This is a genomic window from Bradyrhizobium sp. UFLA05-125 (genome assembly GCF_059803515.1).
Genome location: NZ_JBANBJ010000027.1, coordinates 21,895 through 43,613 on the forward strand (window position 1 = coordinate 21,895; position 21,719 = coordinate 43,613).

General features: G+C 57.9%; 16 protein-coding genes. 3 read left to right on the forward strand and 13 right to left on the reverse strand.

What is annotated here, in order from left to right:
* Window positions 1–159: 159 nt before the first annotated feature.
* Both SO156_RS23090 and SO156_RS23095 read right to left on the reverse strand, forming a co-directional pair.
* Entirely contained in the window at window positions 160–558 is a 399-nt protein-coding gene (locus tag SO156_RS23090; RefSeq protein ID WP_498536341.1) for a ribbon-helix-helix domain-containing protein, read from the reverse strand.
* A 106-nt stretch (window positions 559–664) separates the two neighbouring features.
* Complete coding sequence (locus SO156_RS23095; protein WP_498536342.1) at window positions 665–1,267, reverse strand: DJ-1/PfpI family protein; 603 nt, start codon at window positions 1,265–1,267, stop codon at window positions 665–667.
* A gap of 1,037 nt (window positions 1,268–2,304) precedes the next feature.
* Here SO156_RS23095 and SO156_RS23100 point away from each other — a divergent pair.
* Entirely contained in the window at window positions 2,305–2,859 is a 555-nt protein-coding gene (locus tag SO156_RS23100) for a peroxiredoxin (protein WP_498536343.1), read from the forward strand.
* A gap of 112 nt (window positions 2,860–2,971) precedes the next feature.
* Here SO156_RS23100 and SO156_RS23105 read toward each other — a convergent pair whose 3' ends face one another.
* The 11 genes from SO156_RS23105 to SO156_RS23155 all read right to left on the reverse strand — a co-directional run bounded on the left by SO156_RS23105 (window position 2,972) and on the right by SO156_RS23155 (window position 19,335).
* The gene (locus SO156_RS23105; protein ID WP_498536344.1) at window positions 2,972–4,204 is read right to left on the reverse strand and encodes a cytochrome P450; all 1,233 of its coding nucleotides are present in this window, start codon (window positions 4,202–4,204) and stop codon (window positions 2,972–2,974) included.
* Between the two features lie 121 nt (window positions 4,205–4,325).
* The gene (locus SO156_RS23110) at window positions 4,326–6,167 is read right to left on the reverse strand and encodes a di-heme-cytochrome C peroxidase (protein ID WP_498536345.1); all 1,842 of its coding nucleotides are present in this window, start codon (window positions 6,165–6,167) and stop codon (window positions 4,326–4,328) included.
* Between the two features lie 1,021 nt (window positions 6,168–7,188).
* Window positions 7,189–7,914 carry a sulfite exporter TauE/SafE family protein gene (locus SO156_RS23115; RefSeq protein WP_498536346.1) on the reverse strand — a complete coding sequence of 242 codons (726 nt, stop codon included), beginning with the start codon at window positions 7,912–7,914 and terminating at the stop codon, window positions 7,189–7,191.
* 185 nt (window positions 7,915–8,099) lie between these two features.
* The gene (locus SO156_RS23120) at window positions 8,100–8,948 is read right to left on the reverse strand and encodes a xanthine dehydrogenase (protein WP_498536347.1); all 849 of its coding nucleotides are present in this window, start codon (window positions 8,946–8,948) and stop codon (window positions 8,100–8,102) included.
* A gap of 742 nt (window positions 8,949–9,690) precedes the next feature.
* Complete coding sequence (locus SO156_RS23125) at window positions 9,691–10,635, reverse strand: class I SAM-dependent methyltransferase (RefSeq protein WP_498536348.1); 945 nt, start codon at window positions 10,633–10,635, stop codon at window positions 9,691–9,693.
* An 8-nt stretch (window positions 10,636–10,643) separates the two neighbouring features.
* The gene (locus SO156_RS23130; protein ID WP_498536349.1) at window positions 10,644–11,996 is read right to left on the reverse strand and encodes a coproporphyrinogen-III oxidase family protein; all 1,353 of its coding nucleotides are present in this window, start codon (window positions 11,994–11,996) and stop codon (window positions 10,644–10,646) included.
* 1,063 nt (window positions 11,997–13,059) lie between these two features.
* Window positions 13,060–14,838: an FAD-dependent oxidoreductase gene (locus tag SO156_RS23135; protein WP_498536350.1), complete on the reverse strand. Its 1,779-nt coding sequence runs from the start codon at window positions 14,836–14,838 to the stop codon at window positions 13,060–13,062.
* 32 nt (window positions 14,839–14,870) lie between these two features.
* Complete coding sequence (locus SO156_RS23140; protein ID WP_498536351.1) at window positions 14,871–15,701, reverse strand: phosphoenolpyruvate hydrolase family protein; 831 nt, start codon at window positions 15,699–15,701, stop codon at window positions 14,871–14,873.
* Window positions 15,688–16,932 (reverse strand): Tm-1-like ATP-binding domain-containing protein, encoded by a 1,245-nt coding sequence (locus SO156_RS23145; RefSeq protein WP_498536352.1) that lies wholly within the window; start codon window positions 16,930–16,932, stop codon window positions 15,688–15,690. Before SO156_RS23145 ends, SO156_RS23140 begins: the two co-directional genes overlap by 14 nt.
* Window positions 16,933–17,314: 382 nt before the next feature.
* A complete protein-coding gene (locus SO156_RS23150) occupies window positions 17,315–18,013 on the reverse strand; it encodes a hypothetical protein (RefSeq protein ID WP_498536353.1) in 699 nt (232 codons plus the stop codon).
* A 434-nt stretch (window positions 18,014–18,447) separates the two neighbouring features.
* Window positions 18,448–19,335 carry a helix-turn-helix domain-containing protein gene (locus SO156_RS23155; RefSeq protein ID WP_498536354.1) on the reverse strand — a complete coding sequence of 296 codons (888 nt, stop codon included), beginning with the start codon at window positions 19,333–19,335 and terminating at the stop codon, window positions 18,448–18,450.
* 246 nt (window positions 19,336–19,581) lie between these two features.
* On the opposite strand from SO156_RS23155, the gene SO156_RS23160 reads away from it, so the two are divergent.
* Window positions 19,582–20,517 (forward strand): ribokinase, encoded by a 936-nt coding sequence (locus SO156_RS23160; protein ID WP_498536355.1) that lies wholly within the window; start codon window positions 19,582–19,584, stop codon window positions 20,515–20,517.
* A gap of 379 nt (window positions 20,518–20,896) precedes the next feature.
* Entirely contained in the window at window positions 20,897–21,682 is a 786-nt protein-coding gene (locus tag SO156_RS23165) for a 3-methyl-2-oxobutanoate hydroxymethyltransferase (protein ID WP_498536356.1), read from the forward strand.
* Window positions 21,683–21,719: the final 37 nt, after the last annotated feature.

Here is a 21,719-nt window from a genome sequence, read left to right on the forward strand (position 1 = left end):
CGTAACAACTTGCAAGAAGCGCGTGTAAGCATGCGCCCATCGCCCGGCTGGATAGCGTTCCGAAGGTTACACGTTCAAATCGTGTCAGGAGCGCCATTTGAAAGTAGCTTGTTGTGCCAGACGAGTTACGGCAACAGCCATCGACTGACGCCATTCCGCCTAACCAGCGACTGAAACCCTCGATTTGTTATTCGTGCTCCCGGTGTCCGCAGCAAAGCGTCGTGCCTCGCGCTCGAGGATGCGGTTGGCGTCTAGCGATCTGATCGGCGTGGCGAAATCGCGCGGGATGTCGCCAGAGAGCTGCAGCATCAGATACCGGCCGCAGCAGACGCGGAGGAACGAGGAAAAATTCTCCACGTTCGCCCGGTCCTCCAGCAATTCTTCATGCAGCCGGTCCAGGAGCTGCGAGAGTGTCATGCCGTCGCGCTGCGCGATCTCCTCGAGAATTCGCCAGTAAAGGTTCTCCAAGCGGATGCTGGTGGAGAAACCGCGCATTCGCACGGACTTCAGCCGGGCCTGCCAAAGCTCCGCATCCGCATTGACAAAGAGCCTGCACATGGGCGACCTCCTCGGGCAACAGAACCAGCCGGGTCACAGCCTATCACCCTGCCCTGCGCCTGTACCTACGCTCATTCCCACCGGCAGGCGTCGTCCGGCCGGACGATCATGCGGCGCGGCGCAGGCCGGAATGGCTGATCGTCGTCCCCAGAACGGCAAGAAATTGCGACAGCCACGACGGGTGAGCCGGCCAAGCCGGCGCGCTGACCAGATTGCGATCTGTCACAGCGCCATCAATTGGGATATCGGCATAGACGCCGCCGGCAAGTTCGACCTCGACGCGGCAGGCCGGATAGGCCGAACAGGTGCGCCCCTTCAGCACGCCGGCGCCCGCAAGGAGTTGCGCCGCATGACAGATTGCGGCGACGGGCTTCTCGGCATCGAAAAAGTATCTGACCAGCTCGATCACCCGTTCATCGGTGCGAAGGTATTCGGGAGCTCGGCCCCCCGGGATCACGAGCGCGTCGTAAGTTGAGCAATCGATTTCGGTGAACGTGGTATTGATCGTGAAATTGTGGCCGCGCTTTTCGCTGTAGGTCTGCTGGCCCTCGAAATCATGGATCGACGTTGCGATTGTGTCGCCTGCGGCCTTGCCGGGACAGACGGCATGAACCGTGTGGCCGACGGCGAGCAGGGCCTGGAACGGGACCATTGTTTCGTAGTCCTCACCAAAATCCCCGACGATCATTAGAATGCGCTTGCCGTTCACGCGTTATCCTCCCTGATTGGGTTTCAGCGCTCGCTCCTTGCGCGCCCTAAGGATATAGCCGGCGGACGAGACGTGGTGTTAACCAGTTAACGCAGTCGAGCGAGCGGCACGCGCACGTTGCCGTCGGCAGTGTGCGCGCAAAGAGCCCAGGCGTCAAAGAATGCCTCAGCTTCGTCGGTAACGATCAAGCTACGAATGGACAGTTCTTCTTTCAAATGCCTCGCGTCATATTCCGTATACAAATCCGGCTACAACTTGTCCCAACGCGCGCACAACAGACGGTTCGGCGGCAAACATCGCCGGCGTCAAAGCATTTGAACAATACCTTGGGACTCCAGTTCCGTCGAACCGGCGTGATCATCCAACTGCTCGGAATCACGAGCGGTGTGGGACACTCTTTCGTTTCGAGTTCGCTCCGAGCCGAGTTCGTTCCGAGCGCTCGAAAAACATCTTGCTACACAAAGCAGCATGTTGTCGCCTCCTTGTTTTGGTGGGGTACAACTCTGTGCCACACTCCTGCAGCCGCGCTTGAAGTCCGCTCGCGAGCTTCACCGATCTGCGACGATTTGATCACCGACGCCGAGGACAGCCTCGCGGAGCGTTTCTTTCTCGCGGATCGCTAGGCGGCCCCGAGCAAGTCGTTTCGACTAAGTCCAAGCACATCGAGATCGCAGCAAGCGGTTTTGCCAGAGCGAAAGAGGATGAGGAGACAGCACATGCCGCAGGCCATGGCCTCCAAATCCTTACCCATCAAGCGTCCGAATGGGAATGCAACGGCGCTTCGCGGTGGCCTCTGCCTTCCATTCACCAGATGATGTTGACGTTCGAATGTGCAGGTTTTCGTCAGGCGGCCAACGCGGCTCGCCCCACAGCATCGAAATGCTGGTCCCTCCCCGATCGATTCTCCGGAACTCTCAAACAAATCAGAACCTGTGTTGCATTTCCGCCAGTCTAAACCGCAAGATCGAGTGGCATGCCGATTGCTTCGATGAAGCCGGAGCACCGCTTCCACGCGAAGCAACCCTGAGAGGACACACATGCTTGGAATTGGAAGTAAGTTGCCGTCGTTCGAAGTCACGGGCGTGAAGCCAGGATTTCACCTGCAGGAAGAGAAGGGGCAGAGCGCGTTCGAGACGTTGACTCAAGAGAGCTTTCCCGAAAAATGGAAAATTATCTTCTTCTACCCCAAGGATTTCACCTTCGTCTGCCCGACCGAAATCACCGAGTTTGCCCGGCTATCCAAGGACTTCGCCGATCGCGATGCAATCGTGCTCGGCGGCTCAACCGACAACGAATTCTGCAAGCTCGCTTGGCGCCGCGAGCGCAAGGATCTGCATCACCTTCCCATCTGGCAGTTTGCTGACTCCAAAGGCAACCTTGTCGATGGCCTTGGCGTGCGCTCGCCTGAGGGCGTCGCTCATCGCTACACGTTCATCGTCGATCCGGAGAATACGATCCAGCATGTCTATGCGACCAACCTGAATGTCGGCCGAAGCCCGAGGGACACGCTAAGGGTCCTGGACGCGCTGCAGACCTATGAGCTCTGCCCCTGCAATCGCGAAATCGGCGGCGAGACGCTGAAAGTCGCCTGAGGCAACAGGTCAATTGAGCAGTTGAGGATCAGATTCCGGATTGTGCCAAGGACGACAGACTCTGGCGCGGCGATGACCGATGAGACGCTGAAGCGATTGGGAAGTCCGTCCTTCAGGCCGGCCTATCAAAGGTGATGAGATAACGCTCTGGAAATGGCCCTCCGGCGTAGTCAATGTCCGCGGCCGGACGCACGCCCGGAATTTGCAGGATGCGGCGAACGATTTCCGGAACCTGGATGCGGCTGATCTGGTCGCCGAGGCAAGTGTGCATCCCGTAGCCCAGATGCATGTAGATCGACTCCGGCCGGTCGATGGCGAAACTGGAGGGCGCCGGCAGTTGCAAACCGTCGCGCATCGCCGACCGGGTCGAGATCAGCACGGTGCTGCCGGCCTTGATCGTCGCCGCGCGCAGTGAGCCCTTGGCGATCCGGTAATCGGACCGGCAGTGGCGCACCACGAACGGATTGATCGGATTGAAGCGCAGCGCTTCCCAGCAATAGCGATACATCAGATGATCATCGTTGCGGCTGGCAACGTCGATCGCCTCCTTCAAAATCTTCGGACGCTTGAACAGCTGGTCGAGCAGCTGCACGATGGCCGCCGAAGTGGTCTTGATACCGCCGACCAGCGTACCCATCATGTTGGTAATGATGCGCTCGTCGCCGAAGCCGATCGAATCGTCAAAATGGCTTTTCAGCAGGCGGCTGAGCACGTCGTCGAGTGGGAGGCCATTCTTCAACTGCTCTCGCCGTTGCGGAAGCAGTTGTGTCAGGTAGGCGCGCATCTCCCGCCCGGCGTCGATGTTATCCTGGTGCACCTTCGGATCATTGTCCAGGTTGTGGAACATGTCGTATTGCGTGGCGCGCGACCAGCGGAACATCGACGCCAGGTCGGGCCCGGGAAAGCCGAAATATTCTCCGGTCAACTGTACCGGCACTAGGCGCGACAGCGTGCTGACCACCTCGATCTGGTTCTGGGTGTAGAGTTGTTTTTCGACGGACGCATTGGCGAGACCGCGCACTCTCTGGCGAATGGCCGGCAGATCCTCCATGCGCATGAAGGCACGCATGATGCCCTTGTCGCGCTGGTTTATCTCCGTGCAGTCGCGGCCGAGCATGTAGGGGCCTACCGAGGGGTCCATCATCGGCGCATAGGTGACGTTGAAGATGTCAGGCCGGCGGAGCGCTTCCTGCACGTCCGGGAACCGGGTGATGAACACCGGCCCTTCGGAGCCCAACGCCAAGTTGGGCCTGACATGCCGGATTATCGCGAACAATGTATCCGGATGTTTAGCGATCATCCATTTCAGGAATTTCGCCACCAGACCCTGCTTTTGCTCCGCCATTGCCGGACCCCTTGCTCGAGAAAAGTTTCGCCTGGATCAATCGGTCCGAGCACTCCGTCCAGCCCTGTCCTGCAGGAGGCTGTCTTCGATACTATTCCACTTGAAGCTGATCCTATTGATTTCAGATCGACTTGAGGAACTCGATGATTGCGTTGCGCTCCTCAGGAGACAGCGCAGGGCCGATAACGCCCTCATGCTTGTCGTTGGAGAACTCGTGACCGGTGTTATGATTTGCGGGCCTGGACGTATCGAGGATGAAGTAGCCCTGGCTGTCGTAGGTCCTGCCTTTGGGATCGACGGTCCGCGTCACGATACCGACGCGCACCGGATCGAAGCTGGGATCGCCGAGCAGGAAGGCTTTAGGGCGCTCCGCAACCGGGCTGAGCAGATCGTAGATCGTCGGCACCGAGCCGTTGTGCAGGAACGGCGCGGTCGCCCATACGCCGTTCAGCGGACGCGCCTTGTAGCCGAAACCTGCCGCGAGACAGTTCGGCCGATCGCCTTCGATTTTCGCGTGGTCCGTCCCGGTCGAGCGAAGCCATTCGTCGATGTCCAGTTGAACCACGGCGCCGAGCGCAAGCGCGTAGAGTTGCATCGCGTGGTCCGAAACGTGGATCGTATCCAGCGTGTTATCAGCCTTCCGTTGACAGACATCGATGTCGAGCCCGAGTCCGGGGCTGGTCTGACCGGCGCGGGCCAGTTCGCGGCCGGCGGTGTCCACGGTGCGATTGTGCAGCACGTTGCCCTGGGTCGGATCGGTGCCGATATGGCTCTGCTCGATGATATTGACGTTGAGTACTGATTCCGTCGTCTGCCTCTCCTGCCCATCCCGGCCGCGCCAGCGGATAGGGCCAAAGTGCTTCCAGAACTCCGCGTCCGGCGCTTTGCCGTGTACGATGTCCGGCGTCAGCGCCGGAAGATGGCAGCCGCTGCTGCAGTGCTTCTCGTAGAGCTGGGCTCCCACCGCGGCCTTGGCTTTGTCAATCGCAGGAAAGCTTTCGGGCCAGGTCGGCGCGTTCAGGCCAGTGAAGGCCTTCGCCACCAGCGGCTGATCCTTCCCGGCGAGCTGTTGTTCGATCCAGTTCAGATTATCGAAGGGTATGGAGCTCGCAAAGCGCCCCTCCTTCGGCGAGGCGGTTAAGTTGAGCTCCGCCGAAACCCCCATCGCCTCGCCGGCGTTGCGCACCAGCGGCTGCATGATCGAGCCGTCGTACTGCACCCAATCGAACCATGACGAAGTCCAGATGTGCGGGTAGGTGACAGGAGCGTTGATGTTGACATAATTGCCGTAGCGTTCGGGGTCGAGCGCGAACACCTGGTTGCCGATCCGATTAAGCGCATCGAGGCGAGAAAATCCTTCCGTGACGTCGATCCCGGCAGGCTGATCGACCAGCGCACCAAGTATTCCATCGAGTTCCTTCGACAACTGGACGCGCGTCAAATCGTTGTACTCGGTTCCTAGGACGGCCCTCGCAAACCGCCTGAAGCGACCGTCGAAGAAGGGCAGCTTTGCCGATAAAGCGGTCTGTCCGAGCGCGGCGCGGAGTGCATAGGTCAGTTGACCGAGATCGGTCACCGCGGGCCCGCCTTCGATGACATAGCGCTTCTCTTTGAAGACCAGTTGGCCGGTATGGCACGCGGCACAGGTCAATCCGACGGCAGTCTCCTTGCGGGAAAGTCCCTTGATCGACTGAAATGGCGAATATGCAAAGCCGATGGGCAAACCGTATTCATTGTTCTTGCTTTTGGCTGAGCTGATGAATCCGAACCGGAGCAAATAGCGGTTATCCGCAAACCGTTCGCGTTTGAAAAAGGGAACGGCGAAGGTCGAGTCCAGCGGCGCTTCCAGCGCGAGAAACCATGGCAGCGGAATCGGCAAGGTGTGCGTGCCCTGGGATTCGTGATGGAATCGGTCGGAGTCTTTGGGGGCCCAGCCCTGATCAAGCGAAACCTGCTCGCTCACGGAAACCGGTTCAGGGAGTCCTGGCGGCTCCAGAGCTTCGATTATCGCGCCAACCTGCGGACTAGTCAGGACAGCGATCACAACAACGACTGCGGTGATGGCTAGAAGAATAAGAAAGCGTCTCCACCAAAGGCGGTAAACTGCACCGGCAACTGTCGACATGGCTCCCCACGGGTGTCAGCGAAAGGCTTCCCGAAAATTAATTGTTTTCCAACTGTACGCCCTTACGAGCGAAATACGCCGTCCTCGTACTTGATGAACACAATGCTAGGCGCTGGAATGCCCGAGTATCTGCTTGGCTGCTCGCGCTTACCCGCTCATTAAGCTCAGGAGGCAAAGGTTGATTAGGTTCGAGACGCGAAGGTCTCACTAAACTTGAGTCGATGCAACCAAAAGATGATGCGCGCATCACTATTCTCGATTGGATTGAATTCACTCCACGAGGTGAGAGGATTTTGATACGGCTGGTCAGTAGATGCGAAAATCAAAAGCCGACAGTTTTCATTCAGGCTAAACTAACCACGAAACCATTAGCTGGTCAGAGAACCGCTGGTGACGTCCCGGAGTTTCACCCCAGGCTCTGCGGGGCGCCAGCTGGACGTACCGCTTTCTAACCGCGAGCACTTCGGCTGGCGATACCGTTCCAGGCTCCTTCCTTTTTCTTCGCCGTCACATCCAATTGCACGACGAGCTTATAGCGGCCGTTCCGCTTAGACATCGCCCAAGCATGATGTTCGGGATGATCACCGCCACCGACCATTTGTGGATTGGCGCTAGCATGGTGCGTGGACCTCGCTGAATTGACGGTAACCTAGAGGTTCGATCGTGCGGTACGGAGCGCAACGAAGGAAGGCACAAAAGTACTTTGGGTGCTCGCTTGCGCCAATCACGCGAACCGAGAGCTTCGTGCGCGGTGCGCGCGTTCAGTAAACTGGATGCGTCTCGTCAAAACTCGACCACGAAGAGACATCCTCGTGGGCAGTCGACGTCCCGGAAGGATCCAAGAACCGATCTGATCGTGTTATCTCGTTGCAAAGATCATAAGCTGCATCCCTGCGGCGCCAAGTACGGCAGCAAGTACATAGCGCGTTGTGGTCTCCGACAGCCAACGAAGACCAATCGTGGTCCCTACCATCGCCCCTGCGACAGCCCCCAGGGCGTATAGCCATGTCTGAGGTGAAGGCAACTGTCCGGCGTAAATCGCGCCGACCAATCCAACTGCGGAGTTCACCCATATGAAGGGGGCGGACAAAGCTGCTGTCTCTTTGGGCGAAGCCCACCGCATCGCAATAAGAATAGGCGCGAGGAAAACGCCCCCACCAACGCCAGTAAGCCCCGAGACCAGGCCGATGCCGGCTCCTGTTGTAATTGCGCCCCATGACGGCGTGCCACCGTCAGGGATAGCTTTCTTGGCTCGCCCGATCAACAAGATGGCAGCAGCAAAAAGGAGGATAACGCCGGTGATAGCATCATAGAGATGCGGGGGTAGGATTGTGAATCCTCCAATCAAAGCAGTTGGCACCGAGGCGGTTAGAAAAGGTCTCAACCTCTTCCAATCAATAAAACCACCGCGATTGAAGAGCCATGTCGAATACGTGGCAGCAACGATGTTAAGTAACAATGCTGTCGGTCGCATCTGAGTTGATGGAAACGATGCAAAGGCCATAAGGGCAAGAAACGCGGTACCACCCGCCTGCCCAACCGTCGCGTAAAGGAGGGAAATGATAGCGAAGAAGATTGTGAGCATTGCGATTTGCACTTCAGTGTTCTGCGCAGCGGCAGGGGGTAAGCATCCGTATTCCCGATGCCTTCGGATGCGGAAAATATTGATGTGCTAAGCTACCTGCTGCACGGAACTGTCCGGTGCCTACACCGCCAGTTCACGCCAAAGAGCGCGCCGAAAGTAACCTCTCTCTCTAACTATCGGCGAAATTATCGACGATCGTTCGGTCGGGGCGAAATAAGTTTCTCGATTGCCGCGACGGCGCTGCATCCGATGGCTCGCCCTCGTTCATCCATGCCAGTCCAGCAAGATTGGCGTCCGCGCGGATCAACCTCGAGCAATTTTACGCCCTCCCGCACGCGCGCGCCGTCCCGTACAACACCGCGTAGCACTCCTCCGATGGGAGCCTGGACCGGTTTGCCGCCGAGACAACCCAACAGCAATCCCTTGGACACCAGCGTGCCGATATCGAGGCCTGTCCGCCAGATGCCATCGCGGGGCGAGTACACGAAGCGCTCGCGTCCAGCGCCGCCGAGCTCGCCGGCTCGGCCGTCGGCCAGCTTGGTGACACCTCGCGAGATTATTGCACCAGTCTCAATCGGATGGGTCTCGATCGCGGTGTCGCAGTTGACGCCCACCTCGAAGCCGGGCCCGATTCCGGCTGTCAGCCGCGCGAAGCCGCGCAGGTCGGGAGGTCTTCGGTGCTTCTGCATGCGTGCATCCACGATCACGGATAGTGAGCGCAAGGCGATGATGTCGGAGAAGTGCATTTCGGTCACTGCCACGCTGCTCGGTTCGGTGTGAATCTCTGCGATTTCCGCTAGCGTATCGGCCCGTTTGCCCACGACGCCCTCAACTTCACTCGGCTCGCCGAACAGCGAGTCGTGAAATGCCATGCGGCGGCGGATCACCGGTGGAAAGGCATCGTGTCTCATTACGACAGCAAACGTCGCTTCGGTGAGCTTCGTGGCGATAGCAGAAGCGATTTCGTTCGTGCCGAGTACCAATGCGAAGAGCCTCGGCGCGGGTTGATCCTGGATCTTAGCAGCGACTTTCATGGGCGGGGCCCGTTACCGGGGGTCCGTAGCAAACTACGCGCCAATCGGGAATTCGGGTTCATATATTCAAACAAAATGGGTTCGTTCTGCTAACTACGGCGAAGCCGCGCGTTCCAACATGTCCTTCGAGATTGTCGCGGATACGACAATCGCGGGTTCGGTTTCTGTCAAATCGCCGGAACGGCACCGCGATCGGGGACCGAGCAAGAGCGAGCGCTTGCCCGGGACGATGCGTGGCCAGGCGCTGTATGTGCATTGCAGTCGTAGACGCGGCCTTCACCGCCTGTCACTTTCACAGAGAACTTGGATGACGTGTCGTGATCGAAGTGCGCGGCCCAGCGTGTAAGCCGACGCAGCCGCGGCTCCCCGCGCGTGCACCTTCATATACCTTACTACTGACGTGTGTCAGAAGTAGAGCGAGGCAGCGGGGCGGCCCGACGCCCCGACGCCTCGATGAGATGCGCCAGGTCGCCCCTGCATCACCGGGGGGAGTTTCGGCAATGCTCCCTCGGACGAAGCAAGCAGCGTGCCTAAGCTGGGCTGGAGCTACTGCGCGCATTCCTGCAAGCTTTTGCCTGTCTAGCCCCTCACCACAGAGGACATGGAGCGTTTTCAGCCACGGCGGCCTGGATAGTCCTGTGCATGGGCGGCGGGCGCCATGATGGCACGTTGGAAGTGGGCAGACCAAAGACGTGCTTCGGCGAGCAGGCCACCTAATCAGAACTTTCGTCCGAGTTTAAGCTTACCGAATGCTCAAGCGCTTCGGGGGCGTGAAATATCGATATTTGCCAGTCAGCATTCCGTTAACAAACTGGAGGCCGTGATCGCCATAGATCATATCCTCGCGCACATAGCTGTCGGCTATGGCCTCTTGATTGTTGCCGCCGACCGTCTTCCGGGTCGTCGCCACCCCATGGCTGGCTGGTGGCGAGCCGAGCATCTCAACTATGGCATCGTGTGATGTGCCGAGTTTCAAGTTATCGAATTGTTCGGAAGGAATCATTCCGGCCGCTTCGATGGGCTCAGCTCTCACTGGCGCGAGATCTTCAGATCCAATTTGCTTACGCGCCACAACTTTCTCGATGCAGTGCGAATGAATCGGAATGCCAGGATGCGAGTCCCATTTAATGTAATGGTCAGACCGCAGAATCTCCCAGCCTGCTTCCGCATAGATGGCTTGAAGCTCTCCACGCGAGAAGGACTTCTTGTGACCGGACGCCAAACTCTCCTTCGATATCGGATGATCTGGTTGATCGAGAGTATTCGTGAAGCAATGAAATCCTCCAGGCCGTGTCCGATCGATTAAGGCCATGACGAGCGGCTTCCAGACGCTCCGTTCCGTGAAATGCAGTACGGAATGCGCTATAAAGACGTCGAGGTAAGCAGGCGGCTGGAACTCTTCAACGCAAACCACACCGCTCGTAATTTTTACGCCAAGCTCGCCTGCGAGCCTATTCAGCTTGTAGATCGCGGCTTCAGAGATGTCACTGGCGATCACCTGATGATCAAAATGGGCCAAATAGAGAGCATTGCGCCCCTCGCCGCAACCCAACTCGACAACCACGCTCTTCGCGCGGAGAGCTGGCGCGATCTCGAAGATTTCAGGGCTAGGACCACCCATAGACGAAACGTTGGGGTCGGCGTAGCCCGAATCCCACCAACAAGGTGAATTCGCCACCTCTTCCATACTTCACCTCACGCCGCCTGATATTGTTCCTCAAGTCTAACCATCGCGTCGGAGTAAAACATCCGAGCTATAATGCTCGAATATTTGAACCCCTTTTGAGTAAGCTGACAAACATCGTCATCGGTCAAATCGATGAGTTGCAGAGACTCGAGCGCCTTGAGTTCTTCGCCGAAATCGTCTGCTAGTGCCCGTCGGAATATCGCGGCGTAATTCTTTCTGCTTAAAGCCGACAATGTGAGGCCGAGCAGAGTGTAACGACGCGCAACATCTTCCGACGTCAACTTGATTCCGTGGGATGCTATCGCCTCAGGATCGAACGGACGATCCGAGAATGCGTCGATGATGCGCGAAGCCGCGCCCCCGTCTACGGCATAATCCGTGCCGTAGTGATATTGGCCGAAGTAGCTTCTGGCACCAGCTCCCAATCCGAGCAGGGGCGTTCCCTCGAAATCCGACACTTCCTGCCGGTAGGCATGGTCGCCAGTCATCCTTGTGAAACGTGTGAAGGATTCTTGCCGGTAGCCTTTGGACGCCATCCAAGCAACGTTCTGATCGTAGACTTCATACTTTTCCGCTTCAGAGAAGAATAATTCAGGATTACGCATTTTCGAGGTAATGACGTTCGTCATCGGACGAACAACAACGGGATAGAGAGAAACCGTCTGCGGCTCATAGTCGAGCGCGCGACCAAGCGAAAAGAGCCAAGAGTCACGGGTTTGACCACGCAGGCCGTAGATCAAATCAAGATTGACGTGGGAAAAGCGCTTGATGAGCGCCTCGATTGCCGCTCTTGCAATCTCAATCGAATATGGCCGACCAGAGTGCGCAAGCTCGCCGGGTTCCATGCTTTGGATGCCCATGCTCATTCGGTTAACGCCAAGTGCCTGCAAGCAATCCATAAGATTATTGTCGAAAGAATCCGGTGAACCCTCGACGGTAATCTCGCATCGCCGGCTTCGTTTTGGAAATGCAGTATCGAGGGCGGCGAATAGCTCGCCGAATTGATGCTCCGTTAGCAGCGTCGGAGTGCCGCCACCGAAATAGATATTAACGACCTCTTGATCTCCGAAGTACTCTCCATATCGAGCAATGTGCTCCACCAACCGACCAACATAAGACTCCTCACTCCCGCGTCTATTGCGGGTTGTAAGAAAGAGAGTGCAATAGGTGCATCGGTAGCGACAGAAGGGAATATGGATATAGATGTTGATTTGCTTTGAGCGACTAACCTGCTCAGCAACATCGGTTATGCGGAGTGGTTGAGGGAAAGCCCTATATGCGCGCTTCGAAGGATAGCCATAGACGTATGTTGGCAGCTCCTTCTTCTCTATCTTCGTCCGAAGAAATTCCAGACGATCCATGACTTAACCCCTCGGTCGTCGTGCATGACCTGAAGGTCATGAACTCCTCAACTAACGACTAGTGCCGCTCGGCCGCTCCTGCCGCCGCGTCAAAGAGAGAAACTCAAGAGTCGTGCCAAGCGCGCGAAATGCCCCAGAGAAGCTCGTTCTGTATCCTATTCAATGGCTTAGTTGCGAGCGGGGCACGGCACGTCGGCCGAGCATCACTGTGTCTTGGAAGCGACAAACCCGACAACAAGGGGGCAAGGTACCTGGGGGGTGGTGACGAACACCATGATCCGCATCCGCGCCCCGCCTGCGTGTTTATTGGTAGCACTGCGCCCAAGTCCAAAAAGCGGCCAATGCCTGCCGTCGCCAATTGGAGGGAATTTTATTTCGGCGCGCAACCGCGACAACCCTGGCGACCGGCGCCAAACTCTCCATCCGAAGCTCCTGGTCAGCGGTCCGCCGCCGTCGCGACTTGTGAACGACCTTTATCGGTCCGCACCCTTGCCACTGCGAGTAGCCGAAGGCCGCGACACCCAAGCAATCTGAGTTCGACGAGTTGTCGAGAGTTCAAGGAGCCAAGGACTCGCTTATCGCCGTCGACGCCAGCACGCTGGGGAGGCCCTGGGAGCCAGCCGAAGTGCACGCGTCCTGACATCAATCCCCTGAACATATGCTAAAGAGCAGAACAGGTCGTGAAACTTTGGCGTGTATTCATTTTTGATACATGAGACCAAAACGGGTACAGGCCCGACCCGTGCGAACCGGCGGGGTGCCGAGGCGGGAGCCAAGCCACGCGTACAGGGAAATGGAGGACGGAGCCAAAGAAGTTGTTCGTTCACGGCATCAGTACGGCGCGCGCCTTCCAAGTGGACGAGATCGCCGGCGTCTGTTCGAGGCTCGGCAGGAGCATGAATGCATTGTGACGCCGTTCCTGGTACCGCTCGCCGTGCCCACGCTGATCCGATGAGGCAGTCGGACAACAAAAAAAGCCGCTGCTAGATTTCTCCAACAGCGGCTCAAGTCTAGGGAGAAAGCAGACGAACCGGTCTGCCAGCGGAAACGGCGAACTTGACCGTCAAGCTCCGGAAGCCGCAGCCTTTTGCCCATGATGAGCCGATAGCAGGATGCTGTTGACCGCGCGGTACGCGAACACGATGGCCGGACCGATCGTGATGCCTGCTCCGGGATAAATTCCGCGCATTGGCGAGGTCATGTCATTCCCGCAAGCATACAGACCTGGAATCTGCCTGCCCGTTTCGTCCAAGACGTTTCCGTAAGTATCGGTTGCCAATCCAGTCGCCGTGCCGAGCGTTGCGGGAACGATCGGCAGCGCGACAAACGGGCCATTTTTGATCGGTCCAAGATTTGGATTTTTCGTTCCCACGACCGGATCGCCCAGCGTGCGATTAAAAGCCGATTCACCGCGGTTGAAGAGCGGATCGCGTCCCGCGGCAGCGTGTGCGTTGTGTTCCTCGATCGTCCTTTGAAGCTCTGCGGCGTCTAGTCCTATCTGCTTCGCGAGTTCTCGAATCGTCTGGCCTACCTTGATGTAGCCTAGCCGCTCATATTTCCCGATGCTTAACGTCCAGGGCCATGGTAGCAAATGTCCCATGCCTCTGAGGCGGACGAAGTCCTGGTCGCAGATGAAGTAGAAGCGCTTGTCTGCCGGATATCCGTTCTTGAACATTGCCAGGCAGATATCGTGATACGAATTGGATTCGTTGACGAAGCGTCTGGCACTTGGCCCTACCGCGAGGACACCGGGGCGACCGCGGTCTAGCCAGCCGTACGGGACGACTTGCGAGCGGCTGCCGCTGTTCAGGATCGACACTGGGGTCCAGAAACCGGCAGAGGCGACATCACTGTCAATCGCGGCACCTAGCCTGGACGCAAGGGCAATGCCGTCACCGGTGACATCGGGATGGGCCAGCGTGTTGTTGTGCTGATGCGCACCGCTAAGCTCCGCTCTTAAACGCGCGTTACGGGCAAAGCCGCCCGTTGCTAGGATGACACCATGCGAGGCGCGCACTTGAATTTCAGAATCGATTAGCTTGACGACAGCTCCAGTGACGCGCCCCTCATCCTTGATGAGTTCTATGAGAGGAGACTCTGGCCAGATTTCTACGCCATACTTGCGCAGGCTCACGAGCAACCGCGCGATCAAGGCATTACCCCCACTGAGCTCAGTGCCACGTCTGTAACTCAGCCGATCCAGCGCGTAGCGGCTGACCCGACGCACAACATGCTTCAGCGAAGCGAAAGATTGAAACGGGTTCAAAAAGCTTCTCACCTCTGCGGAGGAGATCATCATTCCCCCAAGCACAACACGAATCGGGTCGCCTATCAGGTCGAAATCGCTGCCGAGACGCCTTCCATCATAGGGTGCGGGGCTCAGTGCCCGGCCCTTGTCAACTCCGCCGACCTGGTTCGAGTGATAATCGGGGGCAGACGCAAGGGTAAATTTGACCTCTGTCCCGCTCTCAAGTGTTGAGAGCGCGGTTGGACCGTCCTCTAGATAAGGCTCTGCGAAGTCTGCCCGATAGTAGTTGCCAAGTTCATGCTGCAGGTACGTGCGCGCTTTCGCAAGCGAGTCCTCAACCTTAGCGGACTGCGCCTGGGGCGAACAAGGAACCCAAATCATGCCGTTCGATAGCGCCGTCGTCCCGCCAAGCCGCGGCGATTTCTCACAAACTGTAACGCGCAGTCCAGCCTTTGCCGCATAGAGCGCCGCTGACAGTCCGGCTGCACCGCTACCGACTACGAGGACATCTGTCTCCCAATCATGATCGGGCTTACCTCGTTGCGGGAATGCCACCGTCTTATGCCTGATTGATTGATGGGTCGGCTCGTTCATTCCGGCCTCGCTCCAAACTTTGCCCATGAGCGTCAGTGATTTCGTGGAAGCGAGACAGCTTTGAATTGCTCTGTCGCCGTCTTCACTGCCCGCTCAATTGGGATTCTTTCAATGGAGGATGCGCCAACGAAGCCGACACACTTCGTCGACCGATAGACCTCGACCGTATCCTGCGGCTCTGCGATTGCCCCGCCATGGCAAAGCAGGACAACGTCCGAGCGCACTCTTCTCGCTGCGATATTGATGTTATTGATGCGCCTGATCGCCTCTTGTATTGACTGGCCTTCTTCATGCCCGGCGAGCCCGCCACGGGTCGCGCCAACATGCGGGACGATGCAGTCGGCTCCTGCGCTGGCCATGGCCTTGGCGTCTTCCGGGCTTGCGACATAGGCCAGCGAGAAGAGGTTCTTTTTGCGGGCAGTCGCGATCATTTCGAGCTCACGTTCAAAGCCAAGCCCGACCCGGCCGCGGCGGTCACGCCATTTTTCGCCCATGGTGGAGATGGTCGGATAGTTAATCACTCCGGAGAAGCCGGCCGCCCAAAACTTGTCCAGAAGGGCATCAAGGTCGAGGCGAAGAGGATCCCACGCTTCGACGCCGCCGATGACAGGTACGGAAGAAACGACGTTGCGGATTTCTGCTGCGAGATCGAGGGTACGCGCATTCGAATCACCGATCCGGCTCGTGGGAAGTCCCATGAGACGGGACAGCCCGGTGCTGTAGACCACCAGCATATCGGCGCCTCCCAGGACTGCGCATTTTGCAACCAGGCCGCAGCTACTCCCGGCGGCAAGAACCGCTTTTCCTTGATCGACCTGTTGGCCGATCCTGGAAAGGATTTCGGCTCGCTCAAACATGCGCATCGCAATGAGCCCCTTGCCCCAACTGCTCGAGGATCCACGTCGTGGCGTTCTCGGAAAATTCGGGATCGTTGATGTGGCAGTTCAGTTCGCGAACCCTAATGTTCGGCGCGAGACCAGCCTTGACCGCCTCGAGCCAAGCCCTGTCAGCGTCGGGATTGCAAAAAATGCCGCCCTCGCGGTCATAATCGGAAACACCTTCCGCCGGCCAAAGCACAATTACAGGCCCCTTTGCCTGCGATAGCCGCTCGGCCGTGAGCCGGCCGATGCTCGCGTTTTCGGAAGGAGTCGTACGCATAAGGGTCGTATAGGGTGTATGGGAGTACAGCTGGCGACCGCGAAATTGATCAGGAACGCTTGATGGCGGACCAAAATTCACCATGTCGACCGCACCAGGCGCGATCACTTGCGGGATGTGCGACGCTGCTTTGAGTCGATCCGGACCGGCGCTGGCGGCGCCTCCAACAATCTCGTCGGCCAGCTCCGTTGTGGTCAGATCGATCACAGCGTCGAATTCGCCGGCCGCGATCAACTGCTCCATTTTGCGACCGCCGGCCCCGTTGGCAGGAAAGACAACCGCATCGAGGCCAGCCTCGGCAAGGCGCGCCACGCAGTGATTTGCCGCAGGCGTCGTCACGCCAAAAGCCGTGATAGCAACGACCTTCCTTTTCCGCCCATACTTCGTGGGCGCATAGTTCATGGCCGCAATGGCCCTCCCCGCATTCTCCAATACCCGTTCGGTAAAGGTGTTGATCCCGAAAAGATCGACGAGCGTTGGATAGAGGATAATGTCGCTATGGACGGCCAATTCAGCGAGCAGCGCTGGCCTTGCACTGCTCACAAGCAGCTTGGGAAAGCCATAAGGCAAATCAGCCACGATCTCGCCGAAAACTGCGCTCCCCTTGCCACCGGCAATTCCGACAATCGCGCCGATGGCGCCCGTTGCCAGGAGGACACGGACCCTTTCGCTCGTTGTTGCGGCTATCTCCTTCAGGAGCTCGGCCGGCGAGGCGACACGAGTGGCATTACGATGGGGTTGTTTCGTCCTCGCAGCCGACCCGGAGGTGCCGATGTCGATCAGGACGACTTTGCGGCCGCATGCCTCGACGATATCTTTGATATAGGAAGCTTCGCGGCTCTTGGTATCCAGCGTTGCCACGATCGCGACCGCGCGCAGCGTGGACGGGTTACCATCCCGGACTGACCTCTGGTCGTCCGTGCAATGGTGAGCCACGATCTTCCTCCCGGATCATTTTTAAACCAGCCGCTCTTAGACCGGGCGGAGGCCGGTTATAAGGTTGGTGAAGCGCGCAGTTGGGTAAGGTTGGGTAGAGGCAGCGAAGGTGCTGCGCAGCTCCTGCCAACGACGTGTCGCTGGTCTGCATGCACCATCTTCGCAGCCCCACTGAAGCCCCATGCTCGTCTTCAGTGTAGTCTACGACTGCCGAGCTTGCGTAGCATCCGCAAGCAGAATGCGCCTACACGATTGTCATGACTAAAGTTTCGCGGACGATCTTGGCTCGGTTCTTGAAAGATGCCGGCGCAAACGAGATTGCTTCCGCCGGCGATCAATGACAGGGAATCACCTTGAATCACGTAAGGTCGCAATTCGATCTCTAATACTTTTCAAACCCAACCATTTTCATGGTCCAGTCGCTGACGCCCCCCTTATCGTTGCGGTGGATGAACATTTTCCGGATCGAGGTTTCAAGATTTCTGCGCTCGATTCCACTCAGAAACGGAATGTCGAACTGACGCGTTTGCTTGAACTTCTCAACCACGGCCTCAGTCGGATCGCAGACCGGTAGCCTTGCGGCAATCGCGTGCGTGGCATGCAGATCCTCGATAAAGTAAAAGCCCCCTGGCTCAACGATGGGGAACAGCTTTCCGAGAGCAAGCTGCTGGTGGTAAGCTGCGTGCGAAGCATCTTCGATGATGATCCTTACGGGAGGTAGTGAGTTCGCAAGTCGTTCCAGGGCTAGCGCGTCTCCCATGTCAAGGCGCTCGAAACGGAATCGGTCCAATTCAAAGGCGCTGAAATCGGAGATGTCGCAGCCGACAATGTTGGCTTTGGGAAAGAACTCCAGCCACATCTTGATGGACGGAATGTCGTAGACCTTGCGAGCGAGCAACGCACCGGGATCGAGAGAGCCGTACCCATGCTGCAATCCAATCTCGACCATCGTGAAAGGTTCGTCGCGGAATTCCTCGAATAGAAAAGAGTAGAAGCTGGTGTAGCCATGTGCGTCGCCAACCTCGTCTCCCTTGTCGGTTCCTAGGGTATTTGCTCGCTTCGTCAAATTCGGCACGTTCATTCCAACATCACCTGTTCTTGGAAGAGACCCAGAGATAGTGGACGGCATTTCAAAGCGCGTGCCAAACCGTAAGTGATGATTTCTTTTGCGTATTCTTATTAAGCCTCTGTCGCCGGTTCGACCGAGTGTCGTGATTCTGACAAGTCGGCATACAAACGCCCAACCGCGTTCGATTTTTTAGCGCGTCGCCGAACTGTCAACGGCAGACGAACCGTTTCATCGGGATGCGATTGGAGGCACATTGAAGTTGGGCCTAACGATCTCCTCTGTTGATCGTCAAAGTTGCGACCGGATTGAGCACGAGATCGCGACAACGAGCAGGCTTAGACGCATTCACAGCAGAGAAAGACGACAACACCGTCAAAGCGCTTGATCACGAAACGACAAAGACGCGAATATATAATATTTTCGTTGAAAACTGTGCGCACGCCAGTTCAACTTCCTTCGGCGCGCCGCCAAGTTCGAGGGCTGGTGCCGGTGCTACGTTTAAACTCACGACCGAAGTGATAGACGTCGCAGAAACCGCAGCGTTCAGCGATGGTACCGAGCCCGGCGTCGCTTTCCAAGAGCAGCTTCTGCGCCATCATGATGCGCTCTCGGATCAGCCAGCGCCTTGGGCTGATCTGCAGATGCTTTTGGAATAGCCGCCGCGTCTGTGCGGCACTCAGGCCCGTGACCGCGACCAGTTCGTCGGCATGCCAAGATCGCTCCGGTGCCTGCCGCATCTTTGAGACGATGGCTCGCAATGGAGCGGGGAGACGGGAATCACCTTGCTTAGACGAAGGTGCTGCGATGAGGTGCAGCAGTTCCGCCACGAGGCGATTGAGGGCCAAATCAACGTTATCATCTCTGGCGCGCAAGACATCAAACAGGTTTCCGAACCACCGTTCGAGGTCTTTCGGTGCCGATATCGTTGCAAGGGTTACGCCGGTGCCGAACACTTTTTGGCGAATAGCCGGCGTATTCGGTCCGTCGATCCTTACCCATAGAACGGTCCAGGGATCGCTCTCGTCCGGCCAGTGCGCATGTGGCGTCTCGTTGGCAATCCAAATCAACTGATTGCGCCCGACGATGGATGTCCTGCCCTCGCTGGATACGAAGCCACGTCCCGCTGTGCAGTACAGAATGTCCTGACCCGGATAGTTGTCTCGCGCGATGTGGTGGTCCCGCGCAGTGATGGCTTTGCCAGCCCTAAGCACCGTAAAGGCGCAGCGAGTCCAGGCGGCGTCAGGAAGGACGTACTGATGGCTTTCCGGAAACACTGTGCGCTGCGGTAATAATGCCATGCGTGTTTTATATAAACCGAAGCGTGCTTTGTCCATTTCCACCCGCGAATTCCACGCCTACGCTCGCATATAACGACTAACAATCAAACTCGCCGATCAGCATACAGGATGCACGTTTTGTATTCCTGAGTAATTGCTGCGAGGATTCAGGGGGGAGCCGGTGCCGATACTCACCGCCCGCGAACTGCGCCAACACGCCGAGCAAGGATGTTCTTCTCTTCCGCTGCCGATATCGTGAAGGCACCATCGCGCTGGTCTCGAGCACATTCAGGGGAGGAATTGATGAGCAAACCGAGAATCACCGTGGTCGGCAGCTTCGCAGTGGGACTTACCATTCGCGCTCCGAACATCCCGGTCTTCGGCGTCACAATGCTGGGCAGCAGTTTCGATATGGGGCCTGGGGGCAAGGGTTCGAATCAAGCGGTTGCGACTGCGCGACTAGGCGCGGATTCGTCGCTCGTAGCCATCATCGGCAAAGACAAGTTCGCCGATATCGCGACCGACCTCTACAAGGCCGAAGGCGTTGGCACCACCCATGTCAACCAAATCGCCGAAAGTCCGACAGCGGTGGGCTTCATCATTCTCAACGAGCGTGGTGAGAACTTTATCATCATGGACTATGGCGCCACCAACGCCATGGATGCAGCTTTTGTGGATCGCGCCGAAGGCCGCATTCGGGAAAGCGACGTCGTCATGGCGGTCCTCGAACCTCCTGTCGAGGTAGCAATGCGAGCCATGGAGCTAGGCCGCAAGCACGACAAAACGACTATCCTCAATCCGGCCCCCGCCGCGCCGCTTCCGAATGAGATCTTCCCGTTGGTCGATTACCTGACGCCGAACGAAAGTGAACTTCGTATTCTGCTCGGTCTGCGGCCGGACGATCCGCGGCCCTCGCGCGAGCTCGTGGAGATACTGCGCAAACGCGGCGCCGCCAATGTGATTGTAACCCTTGGCGACCGCGGCGTGCTCGTCGTTACCGATGCGATCGACGCGGCCATCCCGGCTGCCGAGGTCAACGTAGTAGACACGACGGGCGCAGGCGACGCATTCAATTCCGGTTTCGCCGTGGCTCTGGCCGAAGGCCGCGATGTGATCGAGGCCGCGCGCTTCGGGGTTTGCTGCGGTGCCCTGGTCTGCACCAAGCTCGGGGTTATTCCTGGCATGGCAACGCGCAGAGCAGCCGACGAAATGTATCGTACATTCTCCGCCTTGAGTTGAAGGAAAACAGGATGGACCTGAACCACAAAGCTTCCGGATGTCGAGTTGCCTGGGCCTTCGTTAAGAGGGATCGCAGCGAGGTGAGGATCGTCTGTAAGCCAGAATGCCCAAACCTGCCGCGCTCCTATTCCCCTGATCTTGCCATCGCTGCAGGGCATCCCGCACGTCGCACCACGTGCGGGGTCGCCACCGGCGGCTCGGCGACTCTTTTGGGCACTCGGCCGAAGGACGATACGCCCCTGCCCGGTAGCAGTTCTTCCGTCCGGAATTCTTTGACCAGCGCGGAGACGGAGCGTTGGACCTTTGGTAGGACGCTAGAGAGCTGAACTGCAAGATGCCACGAATTTACGATTGGGGCGCACGCGAAGCTCAGCGCACGGTGACGGTGGCCGGCCTGCGCGGCGCCAGAGACTCCGGCAAGCGCTACACTCAAGTCACCGCTGAGACGGCGGACGAGGCAGCAGCTGCGGAACAATCTGGTATCGAGATGCTGGTCACCCGCGCCCGCAACGTGGAGGCCGTTCGGAAGGGCTCGAAGCAGCTTTTCGTCACGGCGGCGCTCGGCTTTGCCGATGCCGCAACCCAGGACGATATCCTACGCACCGCATTAAAGGCGTTGACCGACGGCGCCGATGCGGTGATCACAGCGCGCGGCATGGCGACCGTCGCTATGCTCGCGGCCGAAGATATTCCGGTCGTTGGTCATCTTGGGCTAGTTCCGAGGAAATCGACCTGGGTTGGAAAGCTTCGTGCGTTCGGCAAGAAAGCAGATGAAGCTTTGGAGTTGTTCCATCGCTTCCGCCGTCTAGAAGAGGCCGGCGCGTTTGCCGTCGAATGCGAGGTCATTCCGGCCAGAGTCATGGCAGAGATCCGCCGGCGAAGCGGGCTGGTCACGATTTCGCTTGGCTCCGGACCTGATGCAGAAGTGATCTTTCTCTTCACCGCAGACATATGTGGCGAGGAAGGCCGGCGTCCCCGGCACGCTCGGACCTATGGAAACCTGCAGGCCATACAAGAACGCCTCAAACAAGAGCGTGTGAAAGCTCTCAGTGCATTCCGCGCCGACGTCAATGCGAACGCGTTTCCGGGACCGCAGGAATCCTCGCAGATCGACGACGATGAATTCGCAGCGTTCTTGTCAGCGCTGGAGCAAGGAGGTTTTTGATCCTCGCTGGCACGCTGGGGGAGCGACATCAGACGAA

What these genes read in the sequence shown, in the direction of transcription:
- SO156_RS23090 (WP_498536341.1), bottom strand. Translation starts at nt 558, where the DNA reads ATGTGCAGGCTCTTTGTCAATGCGGATGCGGAGCTTTGGCAGGCCCGG.
- SO156_RS23100 (WP_498536343.1), top strand. Translation starts at nt 2,305, where the DNA reads ATGCTTGGAATTGGAAGTAAGTTGCCGTCGTTCGAAGTCACGGGCGTG.
- SO156_RS23105 (WP_498536344.1), bottom strand. Translation starts at nt 4,204, where the DNA reads ATGGCGGAGCAAAAGCAGGGTCTGGTGGCGAAATTCCTGAAATGGATG.
- SO156_RS23115 (WP_498536346.1), bottom strand. Translation starts at nt 7,914, where the DNA reads ATGCTCACAATCTTCTTCGCTATCATTTCCCTCCTTTACGCGACGGTT.
- SO156_RS23120 (WP_498536347.1), bottom strand. Translation starts at nt 8,948, where the DNA reads ATGAAAGTCGCTGCTAAGATCCAGGATCAACCCGCGCCGAGGCTCTTC.
- SO156_RS23125 (WP_498536348.1), bottom strand. Translation starts at nt 10,635, where the DNA reads ATGGAAGAGGTGGCGAATTCACCTTGTTGGTGGGATTCGGGCTACGCC.
- SO156_RS23130 (WP_498536349.1), bottom strand. Translation starts at nt 11,996, where the DNA reads ATGGATCGTCTGGAATTTCTTCGGACGAAGATAGAGAAGAAGGAGCTG.
- SO156_RS23135 (WP_498536350.1), bottom strand. Translation starts at nt 14,838, where the DNA reads ATGAACGAGCCGACCCATCAATCAATCAGGCATAAGACGGTGGCATTC.
- SO156_RS23140 (WP_498536351.1), bottom strand. Translation starts at nt 15,701, where the DNA reads ATGCGCATGTTTGAGCGAGCCGAAATCCTTTCCAGGATCGGCCAACAG.
- SO156_RS23150 (WP_498536353.1), bottom strand. Translation starts at nt 18,013, where the DNA reads ATGAACGTGCCGAATTTGACGAAGCGAGCAAATACCCTAGGAACCGAC.
- SO156_RS23155 (WP_498536354.1), bottom strand. Translation starts at nt 19,335, where the DNA reads ATGGACAAAGCACGCTTCGGTTTATATAAAACACGCATGGCATTATTA.
- SO156_RS23160 (WP_498536355.1), top strand. Translation starts at nt 19,582, where the DNA reads ATGAGCAAACCGAGAATCACCGTGGTCGGCAGCTTCGCAGTGGGACTT.